This is a genomic window from Pseudomonas sp. 1L-C-7-B-C1, assembly GCF_057291635.1.
This window is the reverse complement of the sequence record NZ_JBXAWH010000005.1, coordinates 316,647-341,185: the sequence shown is the minus strand read 5'-3', so window position 1 is coordinate 341,185 and position 24,539 is coordinate 316,647. Positions and strand designations below refer to the sequence as shown.

Genomic DNA, 24,539 nt, shown 5'->3' with positions numbered 1-24,539 from the left:
GCTTTACTCGTTTGCCCTATTGGCGCATGAACAAGGAAACAGAATGAAACAGCATCGGTTGGCAGCGGCGATTGCCCTGGTCGGTCTGGTACTCGCGGGCTGTGACAAGCAAGCCAGCACCGTTGAGCTGAAAACCCCGGCCCAGAAAGCCTCTTACGGTATCGGCCTGAACATGGGCAAAAGCCTGGCTCAGGAAGGCATGGACGATCTGGATTCCAAAGCGGTAGCGCTGGGTATCGAAGACGCCGTTGGCAAGAAAGAGCAGAAGCTCAAAGACGAAGAGTTGGTTGCAGCGTTTGGCGACCTGCAAAAGCGCGCTGAAGAGCGCATGGCCAAGATGAGCGAAGAGTCGGCAGCCGCCGGCAAGAAGTTCCTCGAAGAAAACGGCAAGCGCAAGGAAGTCACCACCACCGCTTCCGGTCTGCAGTACGAGATCATCAAGAAAGCCGACGGTCCAGTACCGAAGCCGACCGATGTCGTGACCGTTCACTACGAAGGCAAGCTGACTGATGGCAAAGTGTTCGACAGCTCTGTTGAACGCGGCAGCCCGATCGATCTGCCAGTGAGCGGCGTGATCCCGGGTTGGGTTGAAGGTCTGCAGCTGATGCACGTTGGCGAGAAGGTCAAACTCTACATCCCTAGCGAACTGGCCTACGGCGCGCAAAGCCCTAGCCCAACCATCCCGGCAAACTCGGTTCTGGTCTTCGACCTGGAACTGCTGGGCATCAAGGACCCTGCTACTGCAGGCGCCAATGATGCTGCTGGCGCTGATGAAGAAGAAGAGGCTGCCCCGGCCGCCGAACCGGCCAAGCCAGCCGCCAAGAAGTAATCAGTCGACCGTCTGATTACCGCTTGAAAGAAATGCCCCGTCTCGACGGGGCATTTTCATTTCCGGGCCGATTTGATCGAACCGGCTTGAAAGAGCAGAGTCCCATGTCGGTCAGTAGCGGTGCGTTAAGCCGAGATTTGTCGGAGGCTGAGAGGCATTTATTGAGCCGTAGCTAGCCTCACGGACCGAATGAGTCAACGGTTTTTGCGGGTTTTTATGTGTGTAAAAAACGCGCGATCTAAGCCCAGGCCCGGTAGAACGGGCGTTCCGGGCTCGAAAAGCAGGTCTGTTCACAAGGTTATCCACAATTTGTGTGGATAACCTTTGGGCGCGGAATCGGCTGCCGAGTCGGTAGGCTTCAGCACCATACACGTGAGACAGCAGGTCGATTTTTATCGGTAATTGTGGAGTGGATATGAAAGCACCCTGGAATCTCATTCGTTATCTGCCCATGGCCAAGCGCTTGATGGCGGCAGGTCGTTTGCCCGCACTGCTGTTTGCCGTGGCAGGCAAAACAGCCAGTGAAGGCGGTCGACTGGGGAAAATAAAAGACGATCTGAAACTGCTTCAAGCGTTGTGCCTGGCTTACTGGCGCGGGGAATATCGCGCCATCAGCGGTAAGGCGATTCTCTCGATCGTGGCCGGCCTGATGTATTTCATCAGCCCTCTGGATGCAATTCCTGACTGGATTCCGGGTCTGGGGATGCTGGACGACATCGCCGTGCTGGCGTGGGTGATGAAGCACCTCGAAGCCGAGCTCAGCGCGTTTCGTGCCTGGCGCGCGTTGCAGAACCCGGAAAAGCTCGCGGTGGTTGAGCGTTTGCCGGCGACGCCTGTCTTGCTGGAGCATGAGAAGAAGATTTGAAGACGGCCTTGCGTGGCTTATCAGTGGCGGCGGCAGTACTCATTGATTCCGCACACGCCAGTCGTCGCTGACCGCTGTTAAGATGCCGCCCATACTTAGAAAAATACTACGTAAAGCGCGTTTTTGTCCTACAGGGGTGTTGGTATGGATCTTCAGGTTATTTCGCGCGATGGAGAGCCGGAATATGCGGTGCTGCCATGGGCGCAGTATCAGGCCCTGTTGCGCGCGGCGGGTGTTGCGCATGGCCCGGGGTCCGAGTCTGCCACTCACGCTGAAGGCCATCGCGAACAGCCTGCTGCCGCAGTTGACCTTCCTTCTTTCGATCAGCTAGGTGCCCTGCGCGAGGCCAAGGGCCTGGAAGTGGCGCAGCTGGCCCGCGCAGTCGGCATCAGCCCGTCTTATCTGAACCTGATTGAAAGCGGCGCCCGTGAGCCGGACGCGGCCATTCGCCGGAGTCTGGCGTGGGAACTGGGTGTTGCGGGCTGGCGGGGTGAGGCGTGAGCGTGCGCATCAGTCGCCAGCATTGGGACGGGTTGCTCGCCGAACTGGACCTTGCCCGTCGTCAGCGTCATCTGGTGACCTATCGCGCATTGCTTGAGCGGTTGCAGTTGCCCACCCCCGCCATGCAAACCCTGACCGCCGCCCTTGAACACCTCGCCGCCCTCGACGCCCGCGCCGAGCAGCCATTGCGCAGCGCGTTGGTCATCAGCCAGGGCGCCAGCCGCCTGCCACGCACCGGATTCTTTGAATGCGTCGAACGCCTTGGCCGTTTCTCCGGCCCCTCTGATGGCATCGCTGCTGCCTCCTGGCACGCCTCGGAAGTGGCCCGAGTCTTCGAATTTGAGTACCCGCAACCGGTGAAGCCTGAATAGAGCAGCTTCTGGTTTGAGACTTGCCGGACATCGCCTTCGCGAGCAAGCTCGCTCCCACAGGATCCGAGCTGTACTGAGGATTCCGGTCTGATCTCGGATCCCTGGAAGTGATCAAGGCTTGACTTCGGGTCAAGGTTTGATCTCCGACCTGTTGGATTGATCAAGGCTGACTCAGTCCCCAGGGCTGATCTCGGACCTGTATAAGTGATCAAGGCTGACTTAGGGTCAAGGTTTGATCTCGGACCTGTGGGAGTGAGCTTGCTCACGAAGGGGCCATTACGCTCGCTGGAAGTTTAGCGGCTGAAAGAACGCCTTCGCGAGCAAGCTCACTGCTATAGGGTCAGTGTCGCACTCGGGATTTCGAGATTGACTCCCACCCCCAACCCGATCTCTTAATACCGGCACCTCACCCCAAAACCGCCTGATTAAACGTCGCCATCACCTCCGCCTCTCGCGTATTGATCACATGCACGCTCGCGCCAATCACTTCTTTGGCGTGGTGCTTGGCCTGTGAGGCCAGTTCGGCGAGTTGGCTGGCGTCGAGCGTCGTGCAGACTTCCGGATACAGATGCACGACGCCGATGGACAGCGACAGCAGCGGGAATTCCTGACGCTGGCCCTGGCGATTGAGTGCCACGAAGCAACCGGCCTCCAGATGCTCGGCGCGGTAGAAGCGTCGGCACTGGTTCTGGAAGTCTTCCAGCAGCATGTACAAACGTTTGCGCCAGTCGTCCGAGCCCAGCACCATCAGGAAATCATCGCCGCCGATATGGCCGACAAAGTCGCGACTCTGATCGATCCGGTCGTTCAGGCATTGCGCCAGGCACAGCAACACCTCGTCGCCGCGCCCGTAGCCATAGATGTCGTTGAAAGGCTTGAAGCTGTCGATGTCCACGTAGCAGATCATTGATTCGCGGCCCTGCTGCAATAGACGGGTCAGGCATTGCTGAATCGGCACGTTGCCCGGCAGCAGGGTCAGCGGATTGGCGTAGCGCGCCTGTTGAATCTTCACCTCGGTGATCAACTTGAGCACATCGATGACTCGGCCCAGCCCGAGGTAGGCGCCGTTCTGCATGATGATGAAATCTTCTTCGATGCGTTGCCGCGCCCGACTGGTGATCAGTCGGCTGACCTGTTGCAGCGACTGACTCAACTCGACGGCAAGAAAATCATCGCTCATTAACCGGCTGATCGGCTTGCGCGCGTACAGCTCGGTGGCGAACGGCTGCAGCAGCACGTCCGACAGCGAGTGGCGGTGGACGATGCCAATCGGCTGATGCTGCTCATCCAGTACCGCCAGCGAGTTGAGATTGGCCTGCTTTCGAAACGCTTCCAGCACTGTGGCCGTGGGCGTGGTCTGCACCACCGCCGGCTGCTCGTTGAGCAGGGCGCTGAGGTCACTGGTTTCCTCGGTCAGGGTCGCGGCGGAAGGGTCGATTTTCGGCAGCAGCGCACGGGCGTCCAGGGGCGGAAACTCTTGGGGTCGGCAGAGCAAATAGCCCTGAACCAACTCGACGCCCATGTCGATCAACACGGCGAGTTCTTCCTGCAACTCGATGCCTTCGGCGATCACCAGCGCCCGCGAGGCCTTGGCCATCTGCAACATGGAACCGACAAACTCGCGCTTGACCGCGTCCTGATGAATGCCATCGATGAAATGCCGGTCGATCTTCACGTAATCCGGGCGCAACTCGGACCACAGCCGCAGGCTCGAATAGCCTGCGCCCAAGTCATCGAGGGCAATGGAAAAGCCCATGTCCCGATAGTGATACAGCGCGTTGTAGAGCAGGCCGAAGTCATCGGTTGGTGTTTGCTCGGTCAGTTCGATGACCACGCGGCTGGGCGGGATCCCGTATCGCTGCAACAGTTGCAAGGTGCGCCCCGGCGGGTGCGAGGCTTCCAGCAGCGACTCCGGCGAGATGTTGAGAAACAGCTTGCCCTCCAGCTTCTGTTGGCTGAAGCGACGACAGGCCGACTCGCGGCAGGCGAGTTCCAGTTCGCTCAGGCGCCCGGCCTGACGGGCTACGGCGAACAGGTTCAGAGGGGAATGCAGCGCGCTGTTGGAAGGGCCGCGAGTCAGGGCTTCGTAGCCGAGAATGCGCCGATCCGATAGCGACACAATCGGTTGGAACAGGCTGTGCAAGTCGCCGTGAGTCAGGATCGAACTCAAAGCGCCCAGCTGTTCAGTCACGGTCATGGCAATCTCGGGGCAAGAAAAAGGGGCTGGACGCCTGTGGCGCCGAGCCCCGCTATTTCACGACAGATTCATGACTATTTGATGACGATTTGCCATCATTTAGTCATGTTTAATGCTGTTTACTTCTTTGCCACTGAACCGCTCAAGCCCAGATAGTCGAGCAAGATACGCCCGGTTTCGGCCAGGTAGGCGTCATCCTCGGGTTTAGTCTTGTCGTCTTCGGAAGGCAGCGCGTCTTCGTCTTCCTTCTTCAGCTCCTTGAGGGGCTCTTCGCCTTTGGCCTTGCGACGCACGTTCTCCAGCGCCAGTTGCTTGGCCTCGATGTCGGCGTGCTGCTTGCGCCGTTCTACTTCGTTGAGGCTGACGGTTTTTTCGCTCATCAGCTTCTTCGCCAGCGCGAGTTTCTCTTCGATGAAGACAAACTCGGCGTCCTTGGCTGAACGCACGTCGTGACGCGATTGCAACTGGGCGAGGAACGGTTTGAACGGATCCACCGCCGGCTTGATCGCCGGCTTGATGGTGTCGTAGGTCATCGCCTCAGGCAGCGCGCTTTCGCCGATTTCCTTGGTGTCGATGATCGATGGATAACCAATGTCCGGCAGCACGCCCTGATGCTGGGTGCTCTGGCCGGAAACCCGGTAGAACTTGGCCAGCGTGAGTTTCAGTTCGCCATGGTTCAGCGGCTGAATGGTCTGCACGGTGCCTTTGCCGAAAGTCTGGCCGCCGATGATCAGCGCGCGGTGATAGTCCTGCATGGCGCCGGCGAAAATCTCCGAAGCCGAGGCCGAGAGGCGGTTGACCAGCAGCGCCATCGGGCCTTTGTAGAACGCACCGCTGTTTTCGTCTTCCAGCACATCGACCTTGCCGTCGGCGTTACGCACCAGAACGGTCGGGCCTTTGTCGATGAACAGACTGGTCAGCTCGGTGGCTTCCTGCAGCGAACCACCGCCGTTGTTACGCAGGTCGATGACCACGCCGTCGACTTTCTCGGACTGCAATTCGGTCAGCAGTTTCTTGACGTCGCGGGTCGTGCTCTTGTACTCGGGATCGCCAGCGCGGTAGGCCTTGAAGTCCAGGTAGAAAGCAGGAATCTCGATGACGCCCAGTTTGTAATCCTTGCCGTCCTGATTCAGGTGCAGGATGGACTTCTTCGCCGCTTGTTCTTCGAGCTTCACGGCTTCGCGGGTGATCGACACGATCTTGGTGGTCTGGTCGCTCGGCGCATTGCTGGCCGGGACGATTTCCAGACGCACGACCGAGCCTTTCGGTCCGCGAATCAGTTTGACCACTTCATCCAGACGCCAGCCGATCACGTCGACCATCTCTTTGTCGCCCTGGGCGACGCCGATGATCTTGTCAGCGGTTGCCACTTGCTTGGTCTTGGCGGCGGGGCCGGCCGGCACCAGGCGGACAATCTTGACGTTGTCGTTGTCGCTCTGCAGGACAGCGCCGATCCCTTCAAGGGAAAGGCTCATGTTGATGTCGAAGTTTTCCGCACTGTCCGGTGACAGGTAGTTGGTGTGCGGGTCGTAGGACATCGCGAAGGTATTCAGGTACGCCTGGAACACGTCCTCGCTACGGGTCTGGCCCAGACGGGCGAGTTGGTTCTTGTAGCGCTTGGTCAGGGTTTCCTGGATCTTCGCCGGGTCTTTGCCGGCGATCTTCAGACGCAGAACCTCATCCTTGACGCGCTTGCGCCAGAGGTCGTCGAGTTCGGCTTCGTTCTTGGCCCATGGCGCGTCCTTGCGATCAACCAGCAAGGTTTCCTGGGTGTTGAGGTCGATCTTGTCGACCCCCTTGTTCAGCTGCGCCAGAGCGAAATCCAGACGCGACTTGATGCGGTCCAGATAACGCTTATAGATGGTGAAACCTGGGGCCAGGTCGCCGCTTTTGAGGAAGTCGTCGAACTGGAAACGCCACTTGTCGAACTCGGCGATGTCACTGGCGAGGAAGTAGCTGCGCGCAGGATCAAGGAGTTTCAGGTAGCTCTGATAGATGATTTCCGAGCGCTTGTCGTCCAGCGGCGGCTTGCTGTAGTGGTGGCGCTTGAGCAGCTCCACGACATTCAGACTGGCGATGACTTCATCGCGATCAGGTTGAAGATTATCCCAGCTGTTGGCGGCGAACGAACTGGCCGACATTGGCAGGACAGTCAGGCCAATGAGTAATGCAAGGGTGGTGCTGGGTAAGAAATGCTTCATGCTGATTCGACGCGGGGACAATTGATAACGCATATTAGGCCGTCTTTGGAGGTCGCCGGTTCGGTCAGAACACGGTCGCATAATGCAAAAAGCCCAATGGCCGTGAGGCACATCGGGCTCAGTCAAGACTCACTATGGAGGCACCGTGAAAGCATTGCAAGGCGTTGAAGGTCGTGTGGAATGGGTTGAAGAGCCATCGCCGACGCTGGATGTAGGACAAGTCCGCATCAAGGTGGCAGCGGCTGGACTCAATCGTGCCGATTTGCTGCAACGCTCGGGGCATTACCCGCCACCGCCGGGTGTCACGGAAATCCTCGGCATGGAATGTTCCGGGGTGATTGCCGAGGTCGGCCCGGGCACCGCGTGGGAAGTCGGCGACCGCGTGTGCGCGCTGGTTGCAGGCGGGGCGATGGCCGAAGAAGTGGTGGTTGATGCGCGGCACGTCCTGCCGGTGCCCGAGGGGATTTCGCTGCACGAAGCGGCGGCGATCCCCGAGGTGTACGCCACGGCCTGGCTGAACCTGTTCCAGCTGGCCGGCCTCCAGCCCGGCGAAAAAGTGTTGCTGCACGCCGGAGCAAGTGGCGTTGGTTCAGCTGCCATTCAGCTTTGCAAGGTCTTCGGCAACCCGGTCTGGGTCACCGTCGGCTCGGCGGAGCGGCTGGCGTATTGTGAATCCCTCGGCGCCCAGGGTGGTGTGCTGCGCAACGAGAACCTGGATGCGCTGAATGACTTTGCGCCTTTTAACGTCATCCTTGACCCGGTGGGCGCCAACTATGCGGCGCTGAACCTCAAGGTGCTCGGCGTGGATGGTCGTCTGGTGCTGATCGGTTTGATGGGCGGGCGCAAGTCCGAGCTGGACTTCGCTCAGGTGCTGGGCAAGCGCATCCATATCCTCGGCTCGACCCTGCGCAGCCGCGACGACCAGTTCAAGGCCGACCTGCTCAGCGACCTGGGCCAGCACGTCATGCCGCTGTTCACTGAAGGCCGCTTGAAGCCGCAACTGGCGCGCAGCTTTCCGATCAGCGAAGCCGAAGCGGCCTACGCAGAGCTCGCCACCAATCAGGTGTCGGGCAAGGTCGTGCTGGTGATCAACGAAAGCCTGGTGTGATGCCGCGAAGGAACAGTGTGTGCAAGCCTGCTCCCCCACATCTGCTCCCTTGAGCAGACAGGCTGGATTACTTCCAGTGGTGAATCGGCCATCCCGCTTTTTCCGCCACTTCTCGTAGCGCGGGATCCGGGTTCACCGCGTGGGGGAAATCGACTTTCAGCAACAGCGGCAAATCGTTGCGCGAATCGGAATAAAAGCTCGCGCCTTCGAGGTTCTCGCCCTCCTGATCCAGCCACGCCATCAAGCGGGTGATCTTGCCTTCGCGGTAGGTGAGCACGCCGGTGGTCTGGCCGGTGTACACGCCATGGGCGAGCTCCAGATCGATGGCCAGCACCTCATCAACGCCGATGCGCTCGGCAATGGGCTTGACCAGGTGCACGCCCGACGCCGAGATGATCAGAATGCGGTCACCGGCGGCGCGGTGTTCGGCGATGGCCTTGGTGGCGTCGCTGAAAATGATCGGCTCGATGTAATCCTCGACCCAGGGCCCCACCAGAAAATCCACTTCCTCCGGCGTGCGCCCGATCATCGGGTCCAGGCTGAACGCCATGTAATCTTCCATGGCCAGCTCGCCCTTGCTGTAGGCGTCCATCAGTTCGTGGTCCTTCTTCATGAACCACTCGGGATCGACCCAGCCCAGCCGGCCCATCTGCTCGCTCCACAGGCTGGAGCAGTCACCGTGGATCAGGGTTTCGTCCAGATCGAAAATTGCTAAAGACACGCGCGCGCTCCATTAATCAGTGTGGATTCGGTCGGCGTCTGGCGCGCAGCTACAAGTTTCAAGCGGCAAGCTGCAAGAAAAAGCTGGATCACCGCAGCTCCTTCTTGCAGCTTTTAGCTTGAAGCTTGCAGCTGCTTCAAACGGCACACAACGCCGACGCTTCGATGTGCAGGGTGACGCGCTGGCCGTTCGGGTGCAAGTCGCTGGCCGAGCGGTTGAGCACGTCGACCACCAGATCCACGCCTCTAGCCTCGACGCGATAGCGAATCACGTTGCCCAGCAGGCTGTGGCTGCGCACCTCGCCCTCCAGCGAGCCGGTGAGGCTCAATTGAATGGCTTCCGGGCGAATCGCTACGCGGCTGTTGATCGGGCGTTGCATCAAGCGGCTGGCGGCGTCGGCTTCCAGCAGGTTGTAGTTGCCGATGAAGCCGGCGGCGAAGGCGTCGACGGGTGCGGTGTACAGGGTTTCGGCGTCGCCGCTCTGCACGATCCGGCCCTGATTCATCAGGAAAATCCGGTCGGACATCGTCAGCGCTTCTTCCTGATCGTGGGTCACGAAAATTGTCGTCAGGCCCAACTCCTGCTGAATGGCGCGGATCTGCTCGCGCAGGTGCTTGCGGATGCGCGCATCGAGGGCCGACAGCGGCTCATCGAGCAGCAGCAGGCGAGGACGGGTCACCAGTGAACGCGCCAATGCCACACGCTGACATTGCCCGCCCGACAGCTGATGCGGATAGCGCGCGGCGAACTCGTTCAGCTCCACCAGCTTCAGCACCTCGCCCACCCGCTGCTTCATTTCGTCGGTGCTGACTTTCTGCATGCGCAGGCCGAAGGCGACGTTTTGCTCCACGTTCATGTTGGGAAACAGCGCATAGCTCTGGAACACCATGCCGATGCCGCGTTTCTGCGGCGACACCGGCACCAGGTCCTTGCCGTCGAGGAAGATGCTGCCGCTGGTCACCGGCGTCAGCCCCGCGATGCAGCGCAGCAGGGTGGACTTGCCGCAGCCGGACGGGCCGAGCAGGGTGACGAATTCGCCTTTGTGGATGTCGCAATTGATGTCGCTGAAGACCGCTGTGCTGCCGTAGTTCTTCTGCAGGTTTTCGACACTGACGAAGCTCATATCAGTCTTTGTCCTTGTTCAGTCGGTTGGCCGCCCACGTCAGCAGCAGTACGAAAAAGAAGTAGGAAATCACCAGCGCGCTGTTGAAGTGACCGCTGCTGTTGCGCATGTTGTTGAGGTACACCTGCAGGGTCTCGTAGCGGGTGCCGACCAGCAGATTGGCGAACACGAACTCGCCGAACAGGAACGAGAACGACAGCAGCAGGGCAATCATCAGGCCCTTGCGCAGGTTCGGCAGCACCACCAGAAACGCGGCTTGAAAGGTGTTGGCGCCGAGCAACTGGGCGGCGTCCATCAGGTCAACCAGGTTGATCGCTTGCAGGTTGTTGGTGATCGCCCGGTACATGAAGGGCAGTGCCACGGTGAAGTAGCAGCCGATCAGAATCCACGGCGTGCCGACCATCGCCAGCGGCCCCGAACCGTAGAGCTGCAACAGACCCACCGAGGACACCACCGGCGGCACCGCGAAAGGCAGCAGGATGAGGATGTTCATCAGCGCGTCGAGTTTGGGGAAGTGGTAATGCACGACGAAGAGCAGCGGCAGAATCAGCACCACCGAGAGCATCAGCGCGCCGACGCACACCAGCAGCGACTGGCCGAACGCGCGCAGAAAACGCGGATCGCTCCACAGCTCGACGTACCATTTGTAGGTCAGCCCATCGGGCAGAATGGTCGCCGACCAACTGGTGGCGATCGAATACACAAAGGTGCCCAGCAGCGGCGCGAGCAGAATCAGAAACAGCAGGTAGACCACGACGCGGTGGTAAAGCCCCGGCGGGCGGCGTTCAGCGCGAGACATGGTAGCTCCTCTTCAACAGCCACTGATGCACGACGGTCACCAGCGTCATCATCCCCACGAGAATCATCGCCAGGGCGCTGGCCATGTTCGGGTCCAGCGTGATGTCCCCCGCGACCATCGCGGCGATGCGGATCGGCAGCACGTTGAAATTGCCGGTGGTCAGCGCATACACCGTGGCGTAAGCCCCCAGCGCGTTGGCCAGCAGGATCACGAAGGTGCCGAGCAGCGCAGGCGTCAGCACCGGAATCCCGATGTGCCGCCAGAAATCCCAGCCGCTGGCCCCCAACAGTGACGCCGACTCGCGCCAGTCTTCCCGCAGCGCGTCGAAGGCCGGGTAGAGCAGCAGCACGCCCAGGGGGATCTGGAAGTAGGTATAGAGAATGATCAGGCCGGTTTTCGAGTACAGATTGAAGTCATCGATGATCCCGGCCTGCTTGAGAATCAGCGTCAGCGCGCCGTTGAAACCGAGCAGGATGATGAAGGCAAACGCCAGCGGCACGCCGGAAAAGTTGCTGGTCATGTTGGCGAAGGCGCTGACGAAGTCCCTCAGCCTCGACGGGACCTTGCGCAGGGAGTAACTGCCGAGGATTGCGATGACGATGCCGATCAGGCTCGACCAGAAACTGACCTCCAGGCTGTATTGCATGGCTTGGCGGTAGAAGCGGGAATTGAACGCTTTGACAAAGTTGTCGATGCCCCAGCCGGCGTCCGATTGCAGGCTGTTGATCGCCACCCAGGCCAGCGGCGCGATCTGAAACGCGATGAAAAACACCGCAAACGGCACGAGGCACAACAGCCCCAGCCATTTGCCGCGGCTTTGTGAATTCACTTGAGCACCTCTTTGCACACAGGTTTGTCGTGGGGCACACCGAGCAGCTCGCAGACGGTGCCGCAGATCTCGGTCTGTTTCGGTTGCGCGTCGGGGTCGAGGCTGAAGGCGTCACCGAGCACGAACAGCGGGACTTCGCGTTCTTCCGGCAGCACGCCATTATGGGAGCGGTCGTTGTTCATGCCGTGGTCGGCGGTCACCAGCACTTGATAGCCCGCATCGAGCCAGCGCTGCAGGTACTCGGCGAGGAGGATGTCGGCGGAGCGCGCGCTGTTGCGGTACTGCGGGGTGTCGAGGCCGTGCTTGTGGCCGGCGTCATCGATGTTCATCGGGTGCACGAACAAGAAGTGCGGCGCGTGGGCGGTTCGCAGATGCTCGGCATCGTCGAACAGATGGGAATCGGGGTAGTGATCGACGTAGTAGAAATGCCCGTGCTGAATCGGCAAGTCGACGTCGTCGGTGTGACGGTCGCGCGCGGCCATAAACGGGCTGCGGTTGTACAGCTCGCTGACCCAGTGGTATGCCGCAGCGGCGGTGGTCAGCCCGGCGTCGGCGGCGTAATGGAACACGCTGCGCTGGCTGGACAGCCGTGAAACCTGGTTGTGCACGATGCCGCTGTCGATGGGCGCCACGCCGGTCAGGATGCACTCATACAGCGGGCGTGACAGCGACGGCAGTTCGCATTCGAGCTTGTACAACGCCGCGCGGCCTGCGTTTCGGTAGGCCAGCAAATGCCCCATCGCATGGTGCGCCACGCTGTAACTCAAGCCGTCCAGCAGGATGAGGATGACGTTGTGTTTCATGTGCCGCTCCGGAGGGTGGATCGCCGAACATTACCGTAGGCGTGAGCTTGCTCGCGATCGCGGTATGCCTGCGACAGACAGGTTGACTGACACACCGAAATCGCGAGCAAGCTCACCCCTACAAGGGGCCTGATCAGCAGTAAAGGATCACTGCATCTCGACGATGACTTGCTCGTTCCACTGCTGTGGCAGGGCTTTCGAGGTTTTTTCCCATGCCGCAGCGTCTTTGATCGGCGTCACGTTCTTGTACTGCTCGTTAGGCAGCAGCTTGGCTTGCACGTCTGCTGGCAGCGTCAGGTGCTCGGCGCGGATTGGGCGCGCGTTGCCCTTGGCCAGGTTGATCTGACCGGCGTCACTGAAGATGTATTCACGGGCCAGCTTGGCGGCGTTCGGGTGTTTGGCGTACTTGTTGATGATTGTCGTGTAGCCCGAGATCACCGAGCCGTCGGACGGGATCAGCACAACGTAGTCGTCAGGATTGGCCATCTTGGCTTTGTAGCTCAGGCCGTTGAAGTCCCAGACCACGCCCACTTCCACTTCGCCTTTTTCCATCGACTGGATCGTCGGGTTGTTGATGCCCAGGCGTTTCTGCCTGGCCAGTTCGGTGAACAGTTGCAGGCCCGGCGCGAGGTTGGTTTCATCGCCTTTCATGGAGATCGCAGCGGCCAGTACGCCGTTAGCCGCCTGGGCCGCGGTGCTGACATCACCGATGGTGACTTTGTACTTGCCGTTCTTCAGGTCAGCCCATTTGGTCGGTACGTCCGAGCCATGCAGCAGCTTTTTGTTGACGATGAAAGCGATGGTGCCGGTGTAGGCCAGCGCCCAGTGACCGTCTTTATCCTTGGCCCAGTCCGGTACCTGAGCCCAAGTGCTCGGCTTGTACGGTTGAGTCACGCCCTTCGCCACAGCGATCGGGCCGAACGCTGCACCCACGTCGCCGATGTCGGCGCTGGCGTTGTCTTTTTCCGCATCGAACTTGGCCACTTCCTGAGCCGAGCTCATGTCGGTGTCCATGTGCACCAGACCGTACTTGGCGGTCAGGTCAGTCCAAGTGCCTTTCCAGTTCGCCCAGTCATCGGGCATGCCCACGCTGTTGACCGCGCCTTCAGCTTTGGCGGCGGCTTCGAGGGTTTTGAGGTCGGTGTCGGCGGCCATGGCCGAAGTGCTCAGCGCGATGGCCGAACCCAGGAGTGATGCCAGCAAAAGGTGTTTCATTCGAAGCTCCTTTGTGCACTTCTCGACGGACTCATAGAAGTGGTCGTTGCGGATGGTTGGTCTAGGTCAGCAATACCTGAGCCAAGTTAGGCCAGTAACATGACGCTTTCGTGTCTGGACCGACTCTTGCTGAAGCAAGTCCGAGCCCCGGCGATCGCTGTGAAATGAGCGTAGACCATGCTCAAGCGCCTGATCTGAAAGGCCCTGATGATTTCCTGAGCGCCGATGTTGCCGCCGCGGCTGGCTGGAATGTCACGCAACGGTCATCTACGCTGCCTAGGCTCTGGAGCACCGAAACGGGCCAGGCAGCGAGCGACGCTGCCCTTAAATAGCGCTGGTCTAGTCCAGATAGGTAACGCAATGCGCGAAGAAATGCCCCGAGCGGTGACGACCATCTGCAATGCGCTGCAAGAGCAGATTGAACACGGTCTGTTGCCGCCGGGCAGCAAGTTGCCGGCTGAGCGCAAGCTGAGCGAGGTCTTCGACACCACGCGCATCACCTTGCGCGAAGCGTTGGTGCAACTCGAAGCACGGGGTTTGATCTACCGCGAGGAACGGCGTGGCTGGTTCATTTCGCCGCCGCGACTGGCCTACGACCTGATGCGCCGCAGCCACTTTCACGCGATGGTTCAGGCTCAGGGCCGAGTGCCTGCGACCCAAGTGATTTCCGCACGGCTGCAACCGGCTTCGGCCGTGATTTGCGGGCTTCTGCAATTGCCAGCGTTGTCAAGCGTGATCCAGATCTGCCGCGCCCGTCGCATCGATGAACGGCTGGTGCTCTACGTCGAGCACTACCTCAATCCAGATTACTTCCCGCAGATCCTCGAGCTGGACCTGAACCAGTCGCTCACCGAGCTCTACGCCAGCCATTACGACATTCGCTATGGCCAGGTGCGTTTCGAGATGGTGCCCACGGCGTTACCCGTGGAAGCGGCAGGGGCGCTGAAAGTCTCCATCGGCAGCCCGGGCCTGCGCATTGTTCGGGTCAACCACGACCAGCGCGGGCGGCTGATCGATTGCGATCTGGAATACTGGCGCCATGACGCGATTCACCTAAGCGCGGTGGTGGCGGATATCTAGGCCGGCTTACACCGAGGCATCGTCCTTCTTCTCACGCACCTTGTTCACACGCCCGCCACTGGTGCTGACCTGTACGTTCAGGCGCGGCGTCGCCAGGTCCATGCCTGCTTCATCCAGATAACGCTTCAGCGACAGGTTGAACGCCCGCGACACTTCCCACTGCTTGATCGGCGCGGTCTTGAAGCGTGCGCGCAGAATGGCGTTGCCCGAGTCGAAACTCTCTACCCCCTGAATCTCCAGCGGCGACCAGATGTTGCGTCGTTGCAGCGGGTCGGTGCGCATCTTCTGGCCGACGTCGCGGATCATCTTCAGGGCGTCGTCGATGTTCATGCTCGCCGGAATCGCGATGCGGAAAATCGCGTACCCGAACTCCCGCGAGTAGTTCTGAATGCTTTTGATCTCGCTGAACGGGATGGTGTGGACGATGCCGTCGATGTCGCGCAGGCGCACGGTACGGATCGTCAGCCCTTCCACAGTGCCCAAGTGACCGCCGACGTCCACGTAATCGTCGATGGCCAGCGAGTCTTCGATGATGATGAACAGCCCGGTGATCAAATCCGCCACCAGCGACTGCGCGCCGAAACCGATGGCCAGACCGATCACACCCGCACCGGCCAACAGTGGCGTCACGTTCATGCCCATGTTCGCCAGGGCGACGATCAGCGCAATGATGAAAATGGTCACGAACAGCACGTTGCGGATCAGCGGCATCATGGTTTGCGCGCGGGTATTCGCCAGGCCTTTGCGCGAGCGGGTGAGGGCGTGATGAATGGCTGTGTCGGCGAGAATCCAGATCAGCCAGGCAAACATCAGTGTTGCCGCCAGGCCGATGAGCCTGACGCTGATATCGTGGCCGTCGCCCTCGGCGAAGCGAATAAGCGACAGACCCCATACGCGCAGGCCCAATTCGATGAACACCAGCCAGATGAGCAAATGCGCGACCGTATAGAAGAAGTTCTTCAGGCGGTCCGAATACAGCGCGTGGCGCTTGTGAGCGTGGCTTGGCTTGAGCGAATGGCGCCGTACCAGGCCGTTGATCACCATGCACATCACCAGCAGCACGGTGCAGATCAAGGCCTGACGCAATGCAGTGCTGGTGTCGCCCGCAGAGAAAAACGTGGCGAACAGGGAGACGCCCACCAGCACCAGCGCCGGCAGATACCAGAACGTGCCGAGCACCTCGATGCTGTCACTCAGGGCGCGGCGTTTGAGGCGACGCTCAAGCGCCTGGTTTCGGATCAAATGGGCGATCGGGCGACGGAAGCGGATGATGAACAGCCCGGTGGACAGTGCGGCCATGACATTGGCCAGGGTCGCGGCGGTGTGCGCCAGGTGCACGCCGAGGCTGGCGACCAGACGCGGGTCGCTCAACGCCTCGCCGAACGCGGCGAAGCTGCCAATCCACCACAGCGGCCGAAATGCCTGATGACGCAAGATGTAAAGCGCCTGGTGCCGGTGCGGGCCGTCCAGCAGAGAAAACGCGATGACACACACCGCCGAGAACAGCGTGCCGACCACCAGCGCGTAGGCGAGCACCATCGCCAAATCCCGGCCCAGGGACGGCGGCAGCGAGTAACTCAGGTAGATGGTGATCACCAGCGCCACCAGCCACGGGCCCAGCTTGCGCAACGCGAAACGCAGCATGTCCGACAGGCGCGGGTGCTGCGGAAGCTCGGCAGACAGGCCGAAGCGCAAACGGACCTTATGGCCCAGCCAGATCAGAGCTGCCGCCAGCAGCCCCCAGATCGCCAGGACCACGGCAAAGCCCCAGATGATCGGCCACCACTGGTTGGCCGGCAGCATTAGCGCCATCAGCTCGTCCTCCGCCATACCTGCCTCGTCCGCCCAGCGGCTGAGCGGGCTGTCTGCGCCGGTGAACTGTTTTTCCAGCTCGGCAAGCGAGCTGCCGATGAGGCCCAGCACGCCTTGCTCCACCGTCGGCTGCGCTTTTTTGGTGGCGTCCCGCAGTTTCTTCAGGTCATCGAGCAACTTGCTGCGCTGTTGATCGTTTTCCAGCGACGTAATGACCTGGTCCAGCGACTGCCCCAACGGTTCCTGGGCCTGAGGCTGCGTTTTGTCACCGCCACTCAGCAGACTCGGCAAGCCAGCGGCGTGGGTCAACGCAAACGGGAACAGCGCCAGCAGGCAAAGCAGGAAGAGGCGGGGCAGAAGGGAAAGGCGGGTGGGAGCGATCACCTGGAAACAAACCTCGAATAGACAGGCGCTTGGAGTAGCGCGGTATGGGAGCCGTGCAGGGTCAAGCAGAGGCGGATGAGTTTACGAGGGGATGGGGGGTGTGGCGAGGGGGAATTGTGAAGTCCGGGACAGCGCGATGTGCAGGCCGTTTCCATGACCTGTGAAGGACATGGATCGGCCCGCTCTTAATTGTGGCTTGAGATCAAGGCAACTCGGCACTCGCGTAGAACGCCGACAGCACCTTCACCAGATGCGCCAGGTCCTGGCTGCCCGCCAGTTCGCGGATCGAGTGCATGGCGAAGGTCGGCAGGCCGATGTCGACGGTGCGCACGCCCAGGTGGCCGGCAGTGATCGGGCCGATGGTCGAGCCGCAGGCCATGTCGCTGCGCACGACGAAGCTTTGCACCGGGACTTCTTCGGCCATGCACAGGTGACGGAAGAAACCGGCGGTTTCGCTGTTGGTGGCGTAGCGCTGGTTGCTGTTGACCTTGATCACCGGGCCGGCGTTGAGTTTCGGGCCGTGGTTGGCGTCGTGCTTCTCAGCGTAATTCGGGTGCACGCCGTGGGCATTGTCGGCGGAGATCAGCAGGGACTTCTGAATCGTGCGCACGTAATCGTCGCCTTCCGGCAGCAGGCGTTGCAGCACTTGCTCGAGCATCGGGCCGTCGGCACCGCACGCGGACGTCGAGCCGACTTCTTCGTGGTCGGTGCAGATCAGCAGGCAGGTTTCGTCGCCATCCGCATTAAGCAGCGCTTGCAGCCCGGCGAAGCAGGACAGCAGGTTGTCCAGGCGGGCGCCGGCAATGAAGTCACCGTTGAGGCCGATGACGGCGGCGCTTTGGGTGTCGTAGAAGCTAAGTTCGTAATCGAGGACGACGTCAGCGTTCAGGCCGTGTTCGCGAGCCAGTTGATCAGTCAGCAGGGCGCGGAAGTCGGGGCGTTCGTCACCGGCGACCTGGGCCAGGATCGGTGGCAGTTCGGTCTGCGGGTTGATTGCCCAGCCTTCGTTGGCAGTGCGATTGAGGTGGATCGCGAGGTTGGGGATGATCGCGATCGGCAGCTTGAAGTCGATCAGCTGGCTTTCGACTTTGCCGTCGCGGCGGAAGGTGACACGGCCGGCGAGGGAGAGGTCGCGGTCGAACCACGGCGCAAGCAGGGCGCCGCCGTAGACTTCGACGCCCAGTTGCCAGAAGCCCTGACGTTGCAGTTCGGGTTGTGGTTTGACGCGCAGGCACGGGCTGTCGGTGTGGGCACCTACGAGGCGAATGCCGCCGGTGAGGGGCGACAGGCGACCGAGTTTAAAGGCGACGATGGAGGAGTCGTTGCGGGTGACGTAGTAGCGGCCACCCGCTTCGGTGTACCAGGGCTCGCGTTCGTCGAGGCGCTGGTAGCCGGCGCCTTCGAGGCGTTGGACGAGGCTGGCGGTGGCATGAAAGGGGGTGGGGGAGGCCTTCAGGAAATCGATAAGGCCTTGATTCAACTCTTCGCGCATAGGTTACTCCAGGCAGCAATGGGCGGGAGTTTACAGGCCAATTTCAGTACGGGCGAGCGCCTGAGATCAAGATCAAGATCAAGATCAAGATCAAGATCAAGATCAACGTCAAGAGCGTCTGCCTGGGGGCAGACTGTTTCGCCTTCGGCGAGTTACTTGGAAAAGCACCCCAAGTAACCAAGGGTGCTTGCTCCTGGTTGGGCCCTTCCTTCGTCAGGGTTCCTTCACTCCGGTCTCGCTCCGTGGGCCCGCGCCGAACGGACATCCATGCCCTGACGGCGCTCTCGCCGCATCCATGCGGCTCGGCCCACTGCGCGAGACCTCCGTTCAGCCTGCACCCAAGTCGCGATTGATGTCGTCTGGGATTCTTGTGGTTGAAGATCAAGATCAAGATCAAAAGCTTCCCGGCTGAAGCCGGTCCTACGCGGGGGACGCAGTGTGCTTTTTAGTGGGACCGGCTTTAGCCGGGAATGGACGCGGAGCGTCCTCGGATGCATACCCACGCAGAGCGTGGGCACGATCGTAAGATCAACAGCTTCCCGGCTGAAGCCGGTCCTACAGTCGGCGCCAATCGCACAGTCGAGGCCAATCCCATTGATGCATGCGATTTCTTGGTAGGACCGGCTTTAGCCGGGAAGAGGCCAGTATGTGCGCTGGTAGTTTTGCAGACCGGCCCTTTCCCTGTGGGAGCGAGCTTGCTCGCGAATGCTGTTGCTGTTGCTGTTGCTGTTGCTGTTGCTGTTGCTGTGCTTTTGATCTTCCTACACAAAAAGTCCAGACACCGCAAAACGCGACTTTGGTGCAGGCCGAGCGCAGGCGATGCGGAGTGGGTCGAGCCGCATGGATGCGGCGAGAGCGCCGTCAGGACATGGATGTCCGTTCGGCGCGGGCCCACGGAGCATCGTCGGAGTGAGGGAATCCCGACGGAGGAGGGACCCAACCGAGAGCAAGCACCCTTGGTTACTTGGGGTGCTTTTCCAAGTAACTCGCCGAAGGCGAAATGATCTGCCGTTAGGCAGATGCTCTTGATCTTAAGTCTGTACTGACTAACAACGATCAAAAAGGCGCAGGACACTCGAACCGAACCCGCTCGCCCGTCCCCGGATGGGTAAACGCCAGCATGCTTGCATGCAGACACAGCCGCGGATACGCCGCCAGCGCCTCCGGATGCGCATACAAACCATCGCCCAGCAACGGATGCCCGATCGACAACATATGCACCCGCAACTGATGCGACCGCCCTGTAATCGGCGTCAGCTCAACCCGACAATGCGAGTCATACCGCTCCAGCACCTTCCAGAACGTCAACGCATGCTTGCCCAACTCATGATCCACCACATGACGCGGCTTGGTCGGCGGATCGTAGCGCAACGGCAAATCGATACTGCCACTGTCCAGCGCCGGCTGACCCCAGGCCAGTGCCGTGTAGGCCTTCTCCGTCTCGCGGTCATGAAACTGACGAGACAACTCACGGTGGGTGTCCGCGTCACGGGCCAGCAAAATGATCCCGGACGTTTCCCAGTCCAGCCGGTGAACGATTCTCGCCTCGGGGTAGCCGTTTTCCTGCAGGCGGGTAATCAGGCAGTCCTTGTTATCGTCAGCGCGACCGGGGACCGAAAGCAGCAGGGTAGGCTTGTTCACCACCAGGACAGCGTCGTCCTGATGGAGGATATGAACGTTGGACAGCGGCATTGAAAGCCTCATCACTCAAACAGGCGCCGCACGATCGAAACAGCCATCGCGGCGCAGAAAACAGGTCTTCAGGAACGCCAACGGCGGCGCGCTTGCCTGATCCCGCAAAGGGCTTCAGGCAACCGGGCCGCCGTGGCGACTGCCTTGTCGATCAACGATCAGGCAGGGTGATATTCAGTTCCAGAATCGAGCAGCTGCCGTCGTTTTCAAGGGCGACATGCACGTCATCGTTACCGATATTGACGTACTTGCGGATCACCTCGACCAGCTCCTTCTGCAAGGCGGGCAGGTAATCCGGGGTGCTGCGTTGGCCGCGTTCATGCGCCACGATGATCTGTAGACGCTCTTTCGCTACCGACGCGGTGCTGGGCTTTTTGTTGGCACGAAAGAAGTCAAAAATGCTCATCAGTTACCCCCGAACAGGCGTTCGAAAAATCCTTTTTTCTGTACGTCCAGGAAGCGGTGCTCACGGTCCTTGCCCAACAGACGGTCAACGGCATCGCTGTACGCCTGGCCAGCGTCGCTCTGATCATCAAGGATGACCGGCACGCCCTGGTTGGACGCCTTGAGTACGGCCTGGGACTCTGGAATCACGCCCAGCAGGGTCACCGCGAGGATTTCCTTGACGTCTTCAACGCCCAGCATCTCGCCCTTGCTCACGCGCTCAGGGTTGTAACGGGTAAGAAGCAAGTGCTCCTTGATCGGGTCTTCACCACGCTCGGCGCGACGGGACTTGCTGGCCAGCAGGCCCAGCATGCGGTCCGAGTCACGAACCGAGGACACTTCCGGGTTGGTAACAACGATGGCTTCGTCGGCGAAATACATCGCCAGGTGAGCGCCCGTTTCGATACCGGCAGGGGAGTCGCAGACGACGTACTCGAAGGTTTCCTTGAGTTCCATCAGGACTTTCTCAACGCCTTCCTTGGTCAGCGCGTCTTTGTCACGGGTCTGGCTGGCCGCGAGGACGTAAAGACCTTCGATCTTCTTGTCCTTGATCAGCGCTTGCTGCAGGTTGGCTTCGCCGTTCACTACGTTGACGAAGTCATAAACGACGCGACGCTCGCAACCCATGATCAGGTCGAGGTTACGCAGGCCGACGTCGAAGTCGACGATTACTGTCTTGTGGCCGCGCAGTGCGAGACCGGTACCGATGGCGGCGCTGGTGGTGGTCTTGCCCACACCACCCTTGCCGGATGTAACCACGAGAATCTTGGCCAAGGTGTATCACCCCTAGAGGAAAAGGACGTTGAGTCCCTGAAGAGCCTCTCATGACGGCGCAACCAAAGCGGGCGAGGGCGGTGATCGGAACCCGTGACGGAATTCCTGTTCGGGAGAACAAAAAAATAGCCCGAACGTCTCGGTGCCTTCGCGTCGTTTTCGCGACGAATCAGAGTGGCTTAAAAATGGCGCAGTATCCGTTAAAGACGGGTGATGTTCAACACGTCGCCGGACAGACTGATCTGTACACCGGCGCCCCACAGCGGATCCCGGCGCAGGTCTTCGGACACCTTGTACTGGCCGGCGATGGAGATCAGTTCGGCGACCATCTGCTGGCAGAAAATCCGTGCCTTGGTATCGCCTTTGATCCCCGCCAGTGCGCGGCCGCGCATCGGGCCGTATACGTGAATGTTGCCGTCGGCGAGCAGTTCGGCGCCGGGGCTGACCGAGGAAATTACCACCAGATCCGAGCCCTGGGCGTAGATCTGCTGACCACCGCGCACGGGGGCGGTGATGATCTTGGTGGGCTTGATCAGCGGCTCGGGCGGCTTTTCAATGATTTCCGGCTTCTTTTTGATTTCGCCTTCCGTCGGATCAAGCGGTCGCTCGCGCGCACCCGACGGCGGTAGCACCGGCAAGTCGATGGAAATGGCGGCGGCGATGTCTTCAATCCGGTTGGCGCGAATGGCCAGAGTGCGCAACCCGTGCTGGCGGCAGATGCGCATCATTGCCGGCAGATCGATCGCGCCTTCATCCGGCGGCAACTTGTCGAGCGCCAGCACCAGCGGTGTATTGCTGAAGAAGTTCGGCGCCTGGGCGACTTTTGCCGCCAGTTGACGATCCAGCGCTTCGAGGTTGTTGCGGGCCAGTTCCAGCACAGTGATGGCCAGCATGCTGCCCTTTAGCTGGAACACGGGTTCCTTGTCTTGCAATTCGATTTGGCTCATGTCGGCATACAGCGGCTTGTCGCTAAAAGTGCCGAGACTTATAACGATAACGCCCGCCAGCCGCAAGGGAGGCGCAACCGACGGCGGCACGATCCGCGCGAACCGATGTAGAATGCCCGCCTTTGTCCTGACGGAAGCTGTAATGGATCGCCCGCGTTTTCGAGCTCACTTTCTTCATCCCCGCTTCTGGCTGCTGTGGCTGGGGCTGGGCTTGCTCTGGCTGATCGTGCAGTTGCCGTTTCGCGTGTTGCTGGTGATCGGTCGTGCTTTGGGCTGGGTCATGTATTACCAGGCGACCGATCGACGGGTGATCGCCGCGCGCAACCTCGAGCTGTGTTTCCCCCAGTATTCAAAGGCCGAGCGCAAACGCCTGCTGAAAGAAAACTTCGCCTCCACCGGCATCGCGTTTTTTGAAATGGCCATGAGCTGGTGGTGGAGCAAGCCCCGTCTCGCGCGGTTGGCGCACATCGAAGGCCTACATCATTTAAAGCAGGCGCAGCTGGACGGCCATGGCGTGATCCTCATGGCGCTGCACTTCACGACACTGGAAATCGGCGCCGCCCTGCTCGGGCAGCAGCACACCATCGACGGCATGTACCGCGAGCACAAGAACGCGCTCTTTGATTACATTCAACGACGCGGCCGCGAGCGCCACAACATGGATTCCATCGCCGTCGAGCGCGAAGACGTGCGCGGCATGATCAAGCAACTGCGCAAGGGCCGGGCGATCTGGTACGCGCCGGATCAGGACTACGGCGCCAAGCAGAGCATATTCGTCCCGCTGTTCGGCATTCAGGCGGCCACCGTGACGGCCACCAGCAAATTCGCCAAGCTCGGTCACGCCCTGGTGGTGCCGTTTACTCAGGAGCGCCTGGCCGATGGCAGTGGTTACAAGCTGGTGATCCATCCGCCGCTGAGCGATTTTCCGGGGGAGAGCGACGAGGCGGACTGCATTCGCATCAATCAATGGGTCGAGCGCGCGGTCACCGAATGCCCCGAGCAATACCTGTGGGCGCACCGGCGTTTCAAGAGTCGACCGCCGGGTGAGCCGAAGCTGTACAAGAAGCGTGGCTGAAACCAAGAGCTCAATCCCCATGACGACAAGCGCCACAGAACAACAAGCGGTGCGCCACGGCTCAGCCCTAGCCCCCGGCGTCGAGCCGGTTACCGGGCTGATTCTGTCCGGTGGCGGTGCCCGCGCGGCCTATCAGGTGGGCGTACTGGCCGGCATCGCTGACCTGCTGCCTGTCGGCGCCAAGAATCCTTTTCCAGTCATCGTCGGCACCTCCGCCGGCGCGATCAATGCGGTGAAGCTGGCCAGCGGCGCCGCGCAGTTTCGTACGGCAATCCACGAACTCACTGACTTCTGGCAGGGCTTTCGCAGCCATCAAGTGTTGCGCAGCGACTGGCCCGGGGTCGTCCGGCAGGCCGCGCGATTCTTCGGTCGCAGCCTGTTGGGCATCGGCCGCCAGCAGGTGCCGGTGGCACTGCTCAACAGTTCGCCGCTCAAGGACCTGCTGACCGCGCGGCTCAACCTCGACGGCATCGACGAAGCCATTGAAGCCAGGCATCTGCGCGCGGTGGCGATCACCGCATTCGGTTACGAGTCGGGGCAGGCGGTCACGTTTTATCAGGGCAAGGGCACGATCGATTCCTGGCTGCGGCATCGCCGGATCGGCCTGCCGACGCGCTTGACCATTGACCATCTGCTGGCCAGTTCCGCGATTCCGTTGCTGTTCGCGCCGGTGAAGCTGGGACAGGAATATTTTGGTGACGGTGCGGTGCGGCAATCGGCGCCGATCAGTCCGGCGCTGCACCTGGGCGCCAACCGCGTGCTGGTGGTGGGCGTCAGCGGCAACCCCCGTGGCCCTGGCGCAAACCCGTCCGTGCCGCGCGCGGTCCGTGGCGTGCAACCGAGTCTCGCGCAGATCGGTGGGCACATGCTCAACAGCACATTCATTGACAGCCTCGAAAGCGACATCGAATTGCTGGAGCGGCTGAACATCGTCAGCCGCATGCTGCCTGGGCCCGACGTGCCCAAGCCGCAGTCGTCAGACTCGACGCCCATTCAATCCCTGGCGCCGGTTGAAGTACTGGTGATTTCGCCCAGCCAGCCCATCGATGAAATCGCCGCCCGTCATCGCCGCGAATTGCCCCCGGCGCTGCGCACGTTTCTGCGCGGCCCGGGTGCGACCAAAACCAGTGGGGCAGGGGTATTGAGTTATCTGTTGTTTGAATCGGGTTACTGCAGCGAGCTCATCGAACTGGGCCGTCGAGACGCGATGGCCCAGAAGGATGAGTTGATGCGGTTCCTGCAGCTGGAGTAGTTGCTCTGCTGAAGGCCGGGTCGAG

At 60.7% G+C, this 24,539-nt stretch carries 22 protein-coding genes; 8 read left to right on the top strand and 14 right to left on the bottom strand.

The window, feature by feature from the left end:
• Positions 1 to 43: 43 nt before the first annotated feature.
• From bamJ to AC0Z8Z_RS10755, 4 genes are all read left to right on the top strand, one after another.
• Complete coding sequence (bamJ, locus tag AC0Z8Z_RS10770; protein WP_485619083.1) at positions 44 to 829, top strand: BamJ family beta-barrel-assembly machinery protein; 786 nt, start codon at positions 44 to 46, stop codon at positions 827 to 829.
• Positions 830 to 1,244: 415 nt separating this feature from the next.
• Positions 1,245 to 1,694, top strand: coding sequence for a YkvA family protein (locus AC0Z8Z_RS10765; RefSeq protein WP_122537479.1), 450 nt, complete (start codon positions 1,245 to 1,247; stop codon positions 1,692 to 1,694).
• Positions 1,695 to 1,838: 144 nt separating this feature from the next.
• Entirely contained in the window at positions 1,839 to 2,195 is a 357-nt protein-coding gene (locus AC0Z8Z_RS10760; RefSeq protein WP_485619082.1) for a helix-turn-helix domain-containing protein, read from the top strand.
• Positions 2,192 to 2,566: a hypothetical protein gene (locus AC0Z8Z_RS10755; RefSeq protein ID WP_172611137.1), complete on the top strand. Its 375-nt coding sequence runs from the start codon at positions 2,192 to 2,194 to the stop codon at positions 2,564 to 2,566. The genes AC0Z8Z_RS10760 and AC0Z8Z_RS10755 overlap by 4 nt, the downstream gene beginning before the upstream one ends.
• 406 nt (positions 2,567 to 2,972) lie before the next feature.
• Here AC0Z8Z_RS10755 and AC0Z8Z_RS10750 read toward each other — a convergent pair whose 3' ends face one another.
• Positions 2,973 to 4,763 carry a bifunctional diguanylate cyclase/phosphodiesterase gene (locus AC0Z8Z_RS10750; protein ID WP_485619081.1) on the bottom strand — a complete coding sequence of 597 codons (1,791 nt, stop codon included), beginning with the start codon at positions 4,761 to 4,763 and terminating at the stop codon, positions 2,973 to 2,975.
• Positions 4,764 to 4,882: 119 nt separating this feature from the next.
• Positions 4,883 to 6,964 carry a carboxy terminal-processing peptidase gene (locus AC0Z8Z_RS10745; RefSeq protein ID WP_485619080.1) on the bottom strand — a complete coding sequence of 694 codons (2,082 nt, stop codon included), beginning with the start codon at positions 6,962 to 6,964 and terminating at the stop codon, positions 4,883 to 4,885.
• Between the two features lie 145 nt (positions 6,965 to 7,109).
• Between AC0Z8Z_RS10745 and AC0Z8Z_RS10740 the strand changes: the two genes are divergently transcribed.
• Positions 7,110 to 8,072 carry an NAD(P)H-quinone oxidoreductase gene (locus AC0Z8Z_RS10740; RefSeq protein ID WP_485619078.1) on the top strand — a complete coding sequence of 321 codons (963 nt, stop codon included), beginning with the start codon at positions 7,110 to 7,112 and terminating at the stop codon, positions 8,070 to 8,072.
• Between the two features lie 67 nt (positions 8,073 to 8,139).
• Here AC0Z8Z_RS10740 and AC0Z8Z_RS10735 read toward each other — a convergent pair whose 3' ends face one another.
• The 6 genes from AC0Z8Z_RS10735 to AC0Z8Z_RS10710 all read right to left on the bottom strand — a co-directional run bounded on the left by AC0Z8Z_RS10735 (position 8,140) and on the right by AC0Z8Z_RS10710 (position 13,562).
• Positions 8,140 to 8,793 (bottom strand): HAD family hydrolase, encoded by a 654-nt coding sequence (locus AC0Z8Z_RS10735; protein ID WP_485619077.1) that lies wholly within the window; start codon positions 8,791 to 8,793, stop codon positions 8,140 to 8,142.
• Between the two features lie 136 nt (positions 8,794 to 8,929).
• Positions 8,930 to 9,916 carry an ABC transporter ATP-binding protein gene (locus AC0Z8Z_RS10730; protein ID WP_485619076.1) on the bottom strand — a complete coding sequence of 329 codons (987 nt, stop codon included), beginning with the start codon at positions 9,914 to 9,916 and terminating at the stop codon, positions 8,930 to 8,932.
• Between the two features lies 1 nt (position 9,917).
• Positions 9,918 to 10,715 (bottom strand): ABC transporter permease, encoded by a 798-nt coding sequence (locus AC0Z8Z_RS10725; RefSeq protein ID WP_485619075.1) that lies wholly within the window; start codon positions 10,713 to 10,715, stop codon positions 9,918 to 9,920.
• On the bottom strand, positions 10,702 to 11,544 hold the full coding sequence (locus tag AC0Z8Z_RS10720) for an ABC transporter permease (protein ID WP_485619074.1): 843 nt from the start codon (positions 11,542 to 11,544) through the stop codon (positions 10,702 to 10,704). Before AC0Z8Z_RS10720 ends, AC0Z8Z_RS10725 begins: the two co-directional genes overlap by 14 nt.
• Positions 11,541 to 12,347 (bottom strand): alkaline phosphatase family protein, encoded by an 807-nt coding sequence (locus AC0Z8Z_RS10715; protein ID WP_485619073.1) that lies wholly within the window; start codon positions 12,345 to 12,347, stop codon positions 11,541 to 11,543. Before AC0Z8Z_RS10715 ends, AC0Z8Z_RS10720 begins: the two co-directional genes overlap by 4 nt.
• 147 nt (positions 12,348 to 12,494) lie before the next feature.
• Entirely contained in the window at positions 12,495 to 13,562 is a 1,068-nt protein-coding gene (locus AC0Z8Z_RS10710; protein ID WP_485619072.1) for an ABC transporter substrate-binding protein, read from the bottom strand.
• 360 nt (positions 13,563 to 13,922) lie between these two features.
• On the opposite strand from AC0Z8Z_RS10710, the gene AC0Z8Z_RS10705 reads away from it, so the two are divergent.
• Positions 13,923 to 14,642, top strand: coding sequence for a UTRA domain-containing protein (locus tag AC0Z8Z_RS10705; protein WP_485619071.1), 720 nt, complete (start codon positions 13,923 to 13,925; stop codon positions 14,640 to 14,642).
• A 6-nt stretch (positions 14,643 to 14,648) separates the two neighbouring features.
• Here the strand turns inward: AC0Z8Z_RS10705 and AC0Z8Z_RS10700 are convergent, their stop codons facing one another.
• From AC0Z8Z_RS10700 to minC, 6 genes are all read right to left on the bottom strand, one after another.
• Complete coding sequence (locus AC0Z8Z_RS10700) at positions 14,649 to 16,838, bottom strand: mechanosensitive ion channel domain-containing protein (protein ID WP_485619069.1); 2,190 nt, start codon at positions 16,836 to 16,838, stop codon at positions 14,649 to 14,651.
• 202 nt (positions 16,839 to 17,040) lie between these two features.
• Positions 17,041 to 18,330 carry a M18 family aminopeptidase gene (locus AC0Z8Z_RS10695; protein ID WP_108122029.1) on the bottom strand — a complete coding sequence of 430 codons (1,290 nt, stop codon included), beginning with the start codon at positions 18,328 to 18,330 and terminating at the stop codon, positions 17,041 to 17,043.
• 1,056 nt (positions 18,331 to 19,386) lie between these two features.
• Positions 19,387 to 20,022, bottom strand: coding sequence for an RluA family pseudouridine synthase (locus AC0Z8Z_RS10690; RefSeq protein WP_172611160.1), 636 nt, complete (start codon positions 20,020 to 20,022; stop codon positions 19,387 to 19,389).
• 151 nt (positions 20,023 to 20,173) lie between these two features.
• A complete protein-coding gene (minE, locus tag AC0Z8Z_RS10685; protein WP_037013831.1) occupies positions 20,174 to 20,428 on the bottom strand; it encodes a cell division topological specificity factor MinE in 255 nt (84 codons plus the stop codon).
• A complete protein-coding gene (minD, locus tag AC0Z8Z_RS10680) occupies positions 20,428 to 21,240 on the bottom strand; it encodes a septum site-determining protein MinD (protein ID WP_037013830.1) in 813 nt (270 codons plus the stop codon). Before minD ends, minE begins: the two co-directional genes overlap by 1 nt.
• Positions 21,241 to 21,440: 200 nt before the next feature.
• Positions 21,441 to 22,187, bottom strand: coding sequence for a septum site-determining protein MinC (minC, locus tag AC0Z8Z_RS10675; protein WP_122537815.1), 747 nt, complete (start codon positions 22,185 to 22,187; stop codon positions 21,441 to 21,443).
• Between the two features lie 142 nt (positions 22,188 to 22,329).
• Here minC and AC0Z8Z_RS10670 point away from each other — a divergent pair, with 142 nt between their 5' ends.
• Positions 22,330 to 23,262 carry a lipid A biosynthesis lauroyl acyltransferase gene (locus AC0Z8Z_RS10670; RefSeq protein ID WP_485619068.1) on the top strand — a complete coding sequence of 311 codons (933 nt, stop codon included), beginning with the start codon at positions 22,330 to 22,332 and terminating at the stop codon, positions 23,260 to 23,262.
• A 19-nt stretch (positions 23,263 to 23,281) separates the two neighbouring features.
• Positions 23,282 to 24,514: a patatin-like phospholipase family protein gene (locus tag AC0Z8Z_RS10665; protein ID WP_485619066.1), complete on the top strand. Its 1,233-nt coding sequence runs from the start codon at positions 23,282 to 23,284 to the stop codon at positions 24,512 to 24,514.
• Positions 24,515 to 24,539 lie beyond the last annotated feature (25 nt).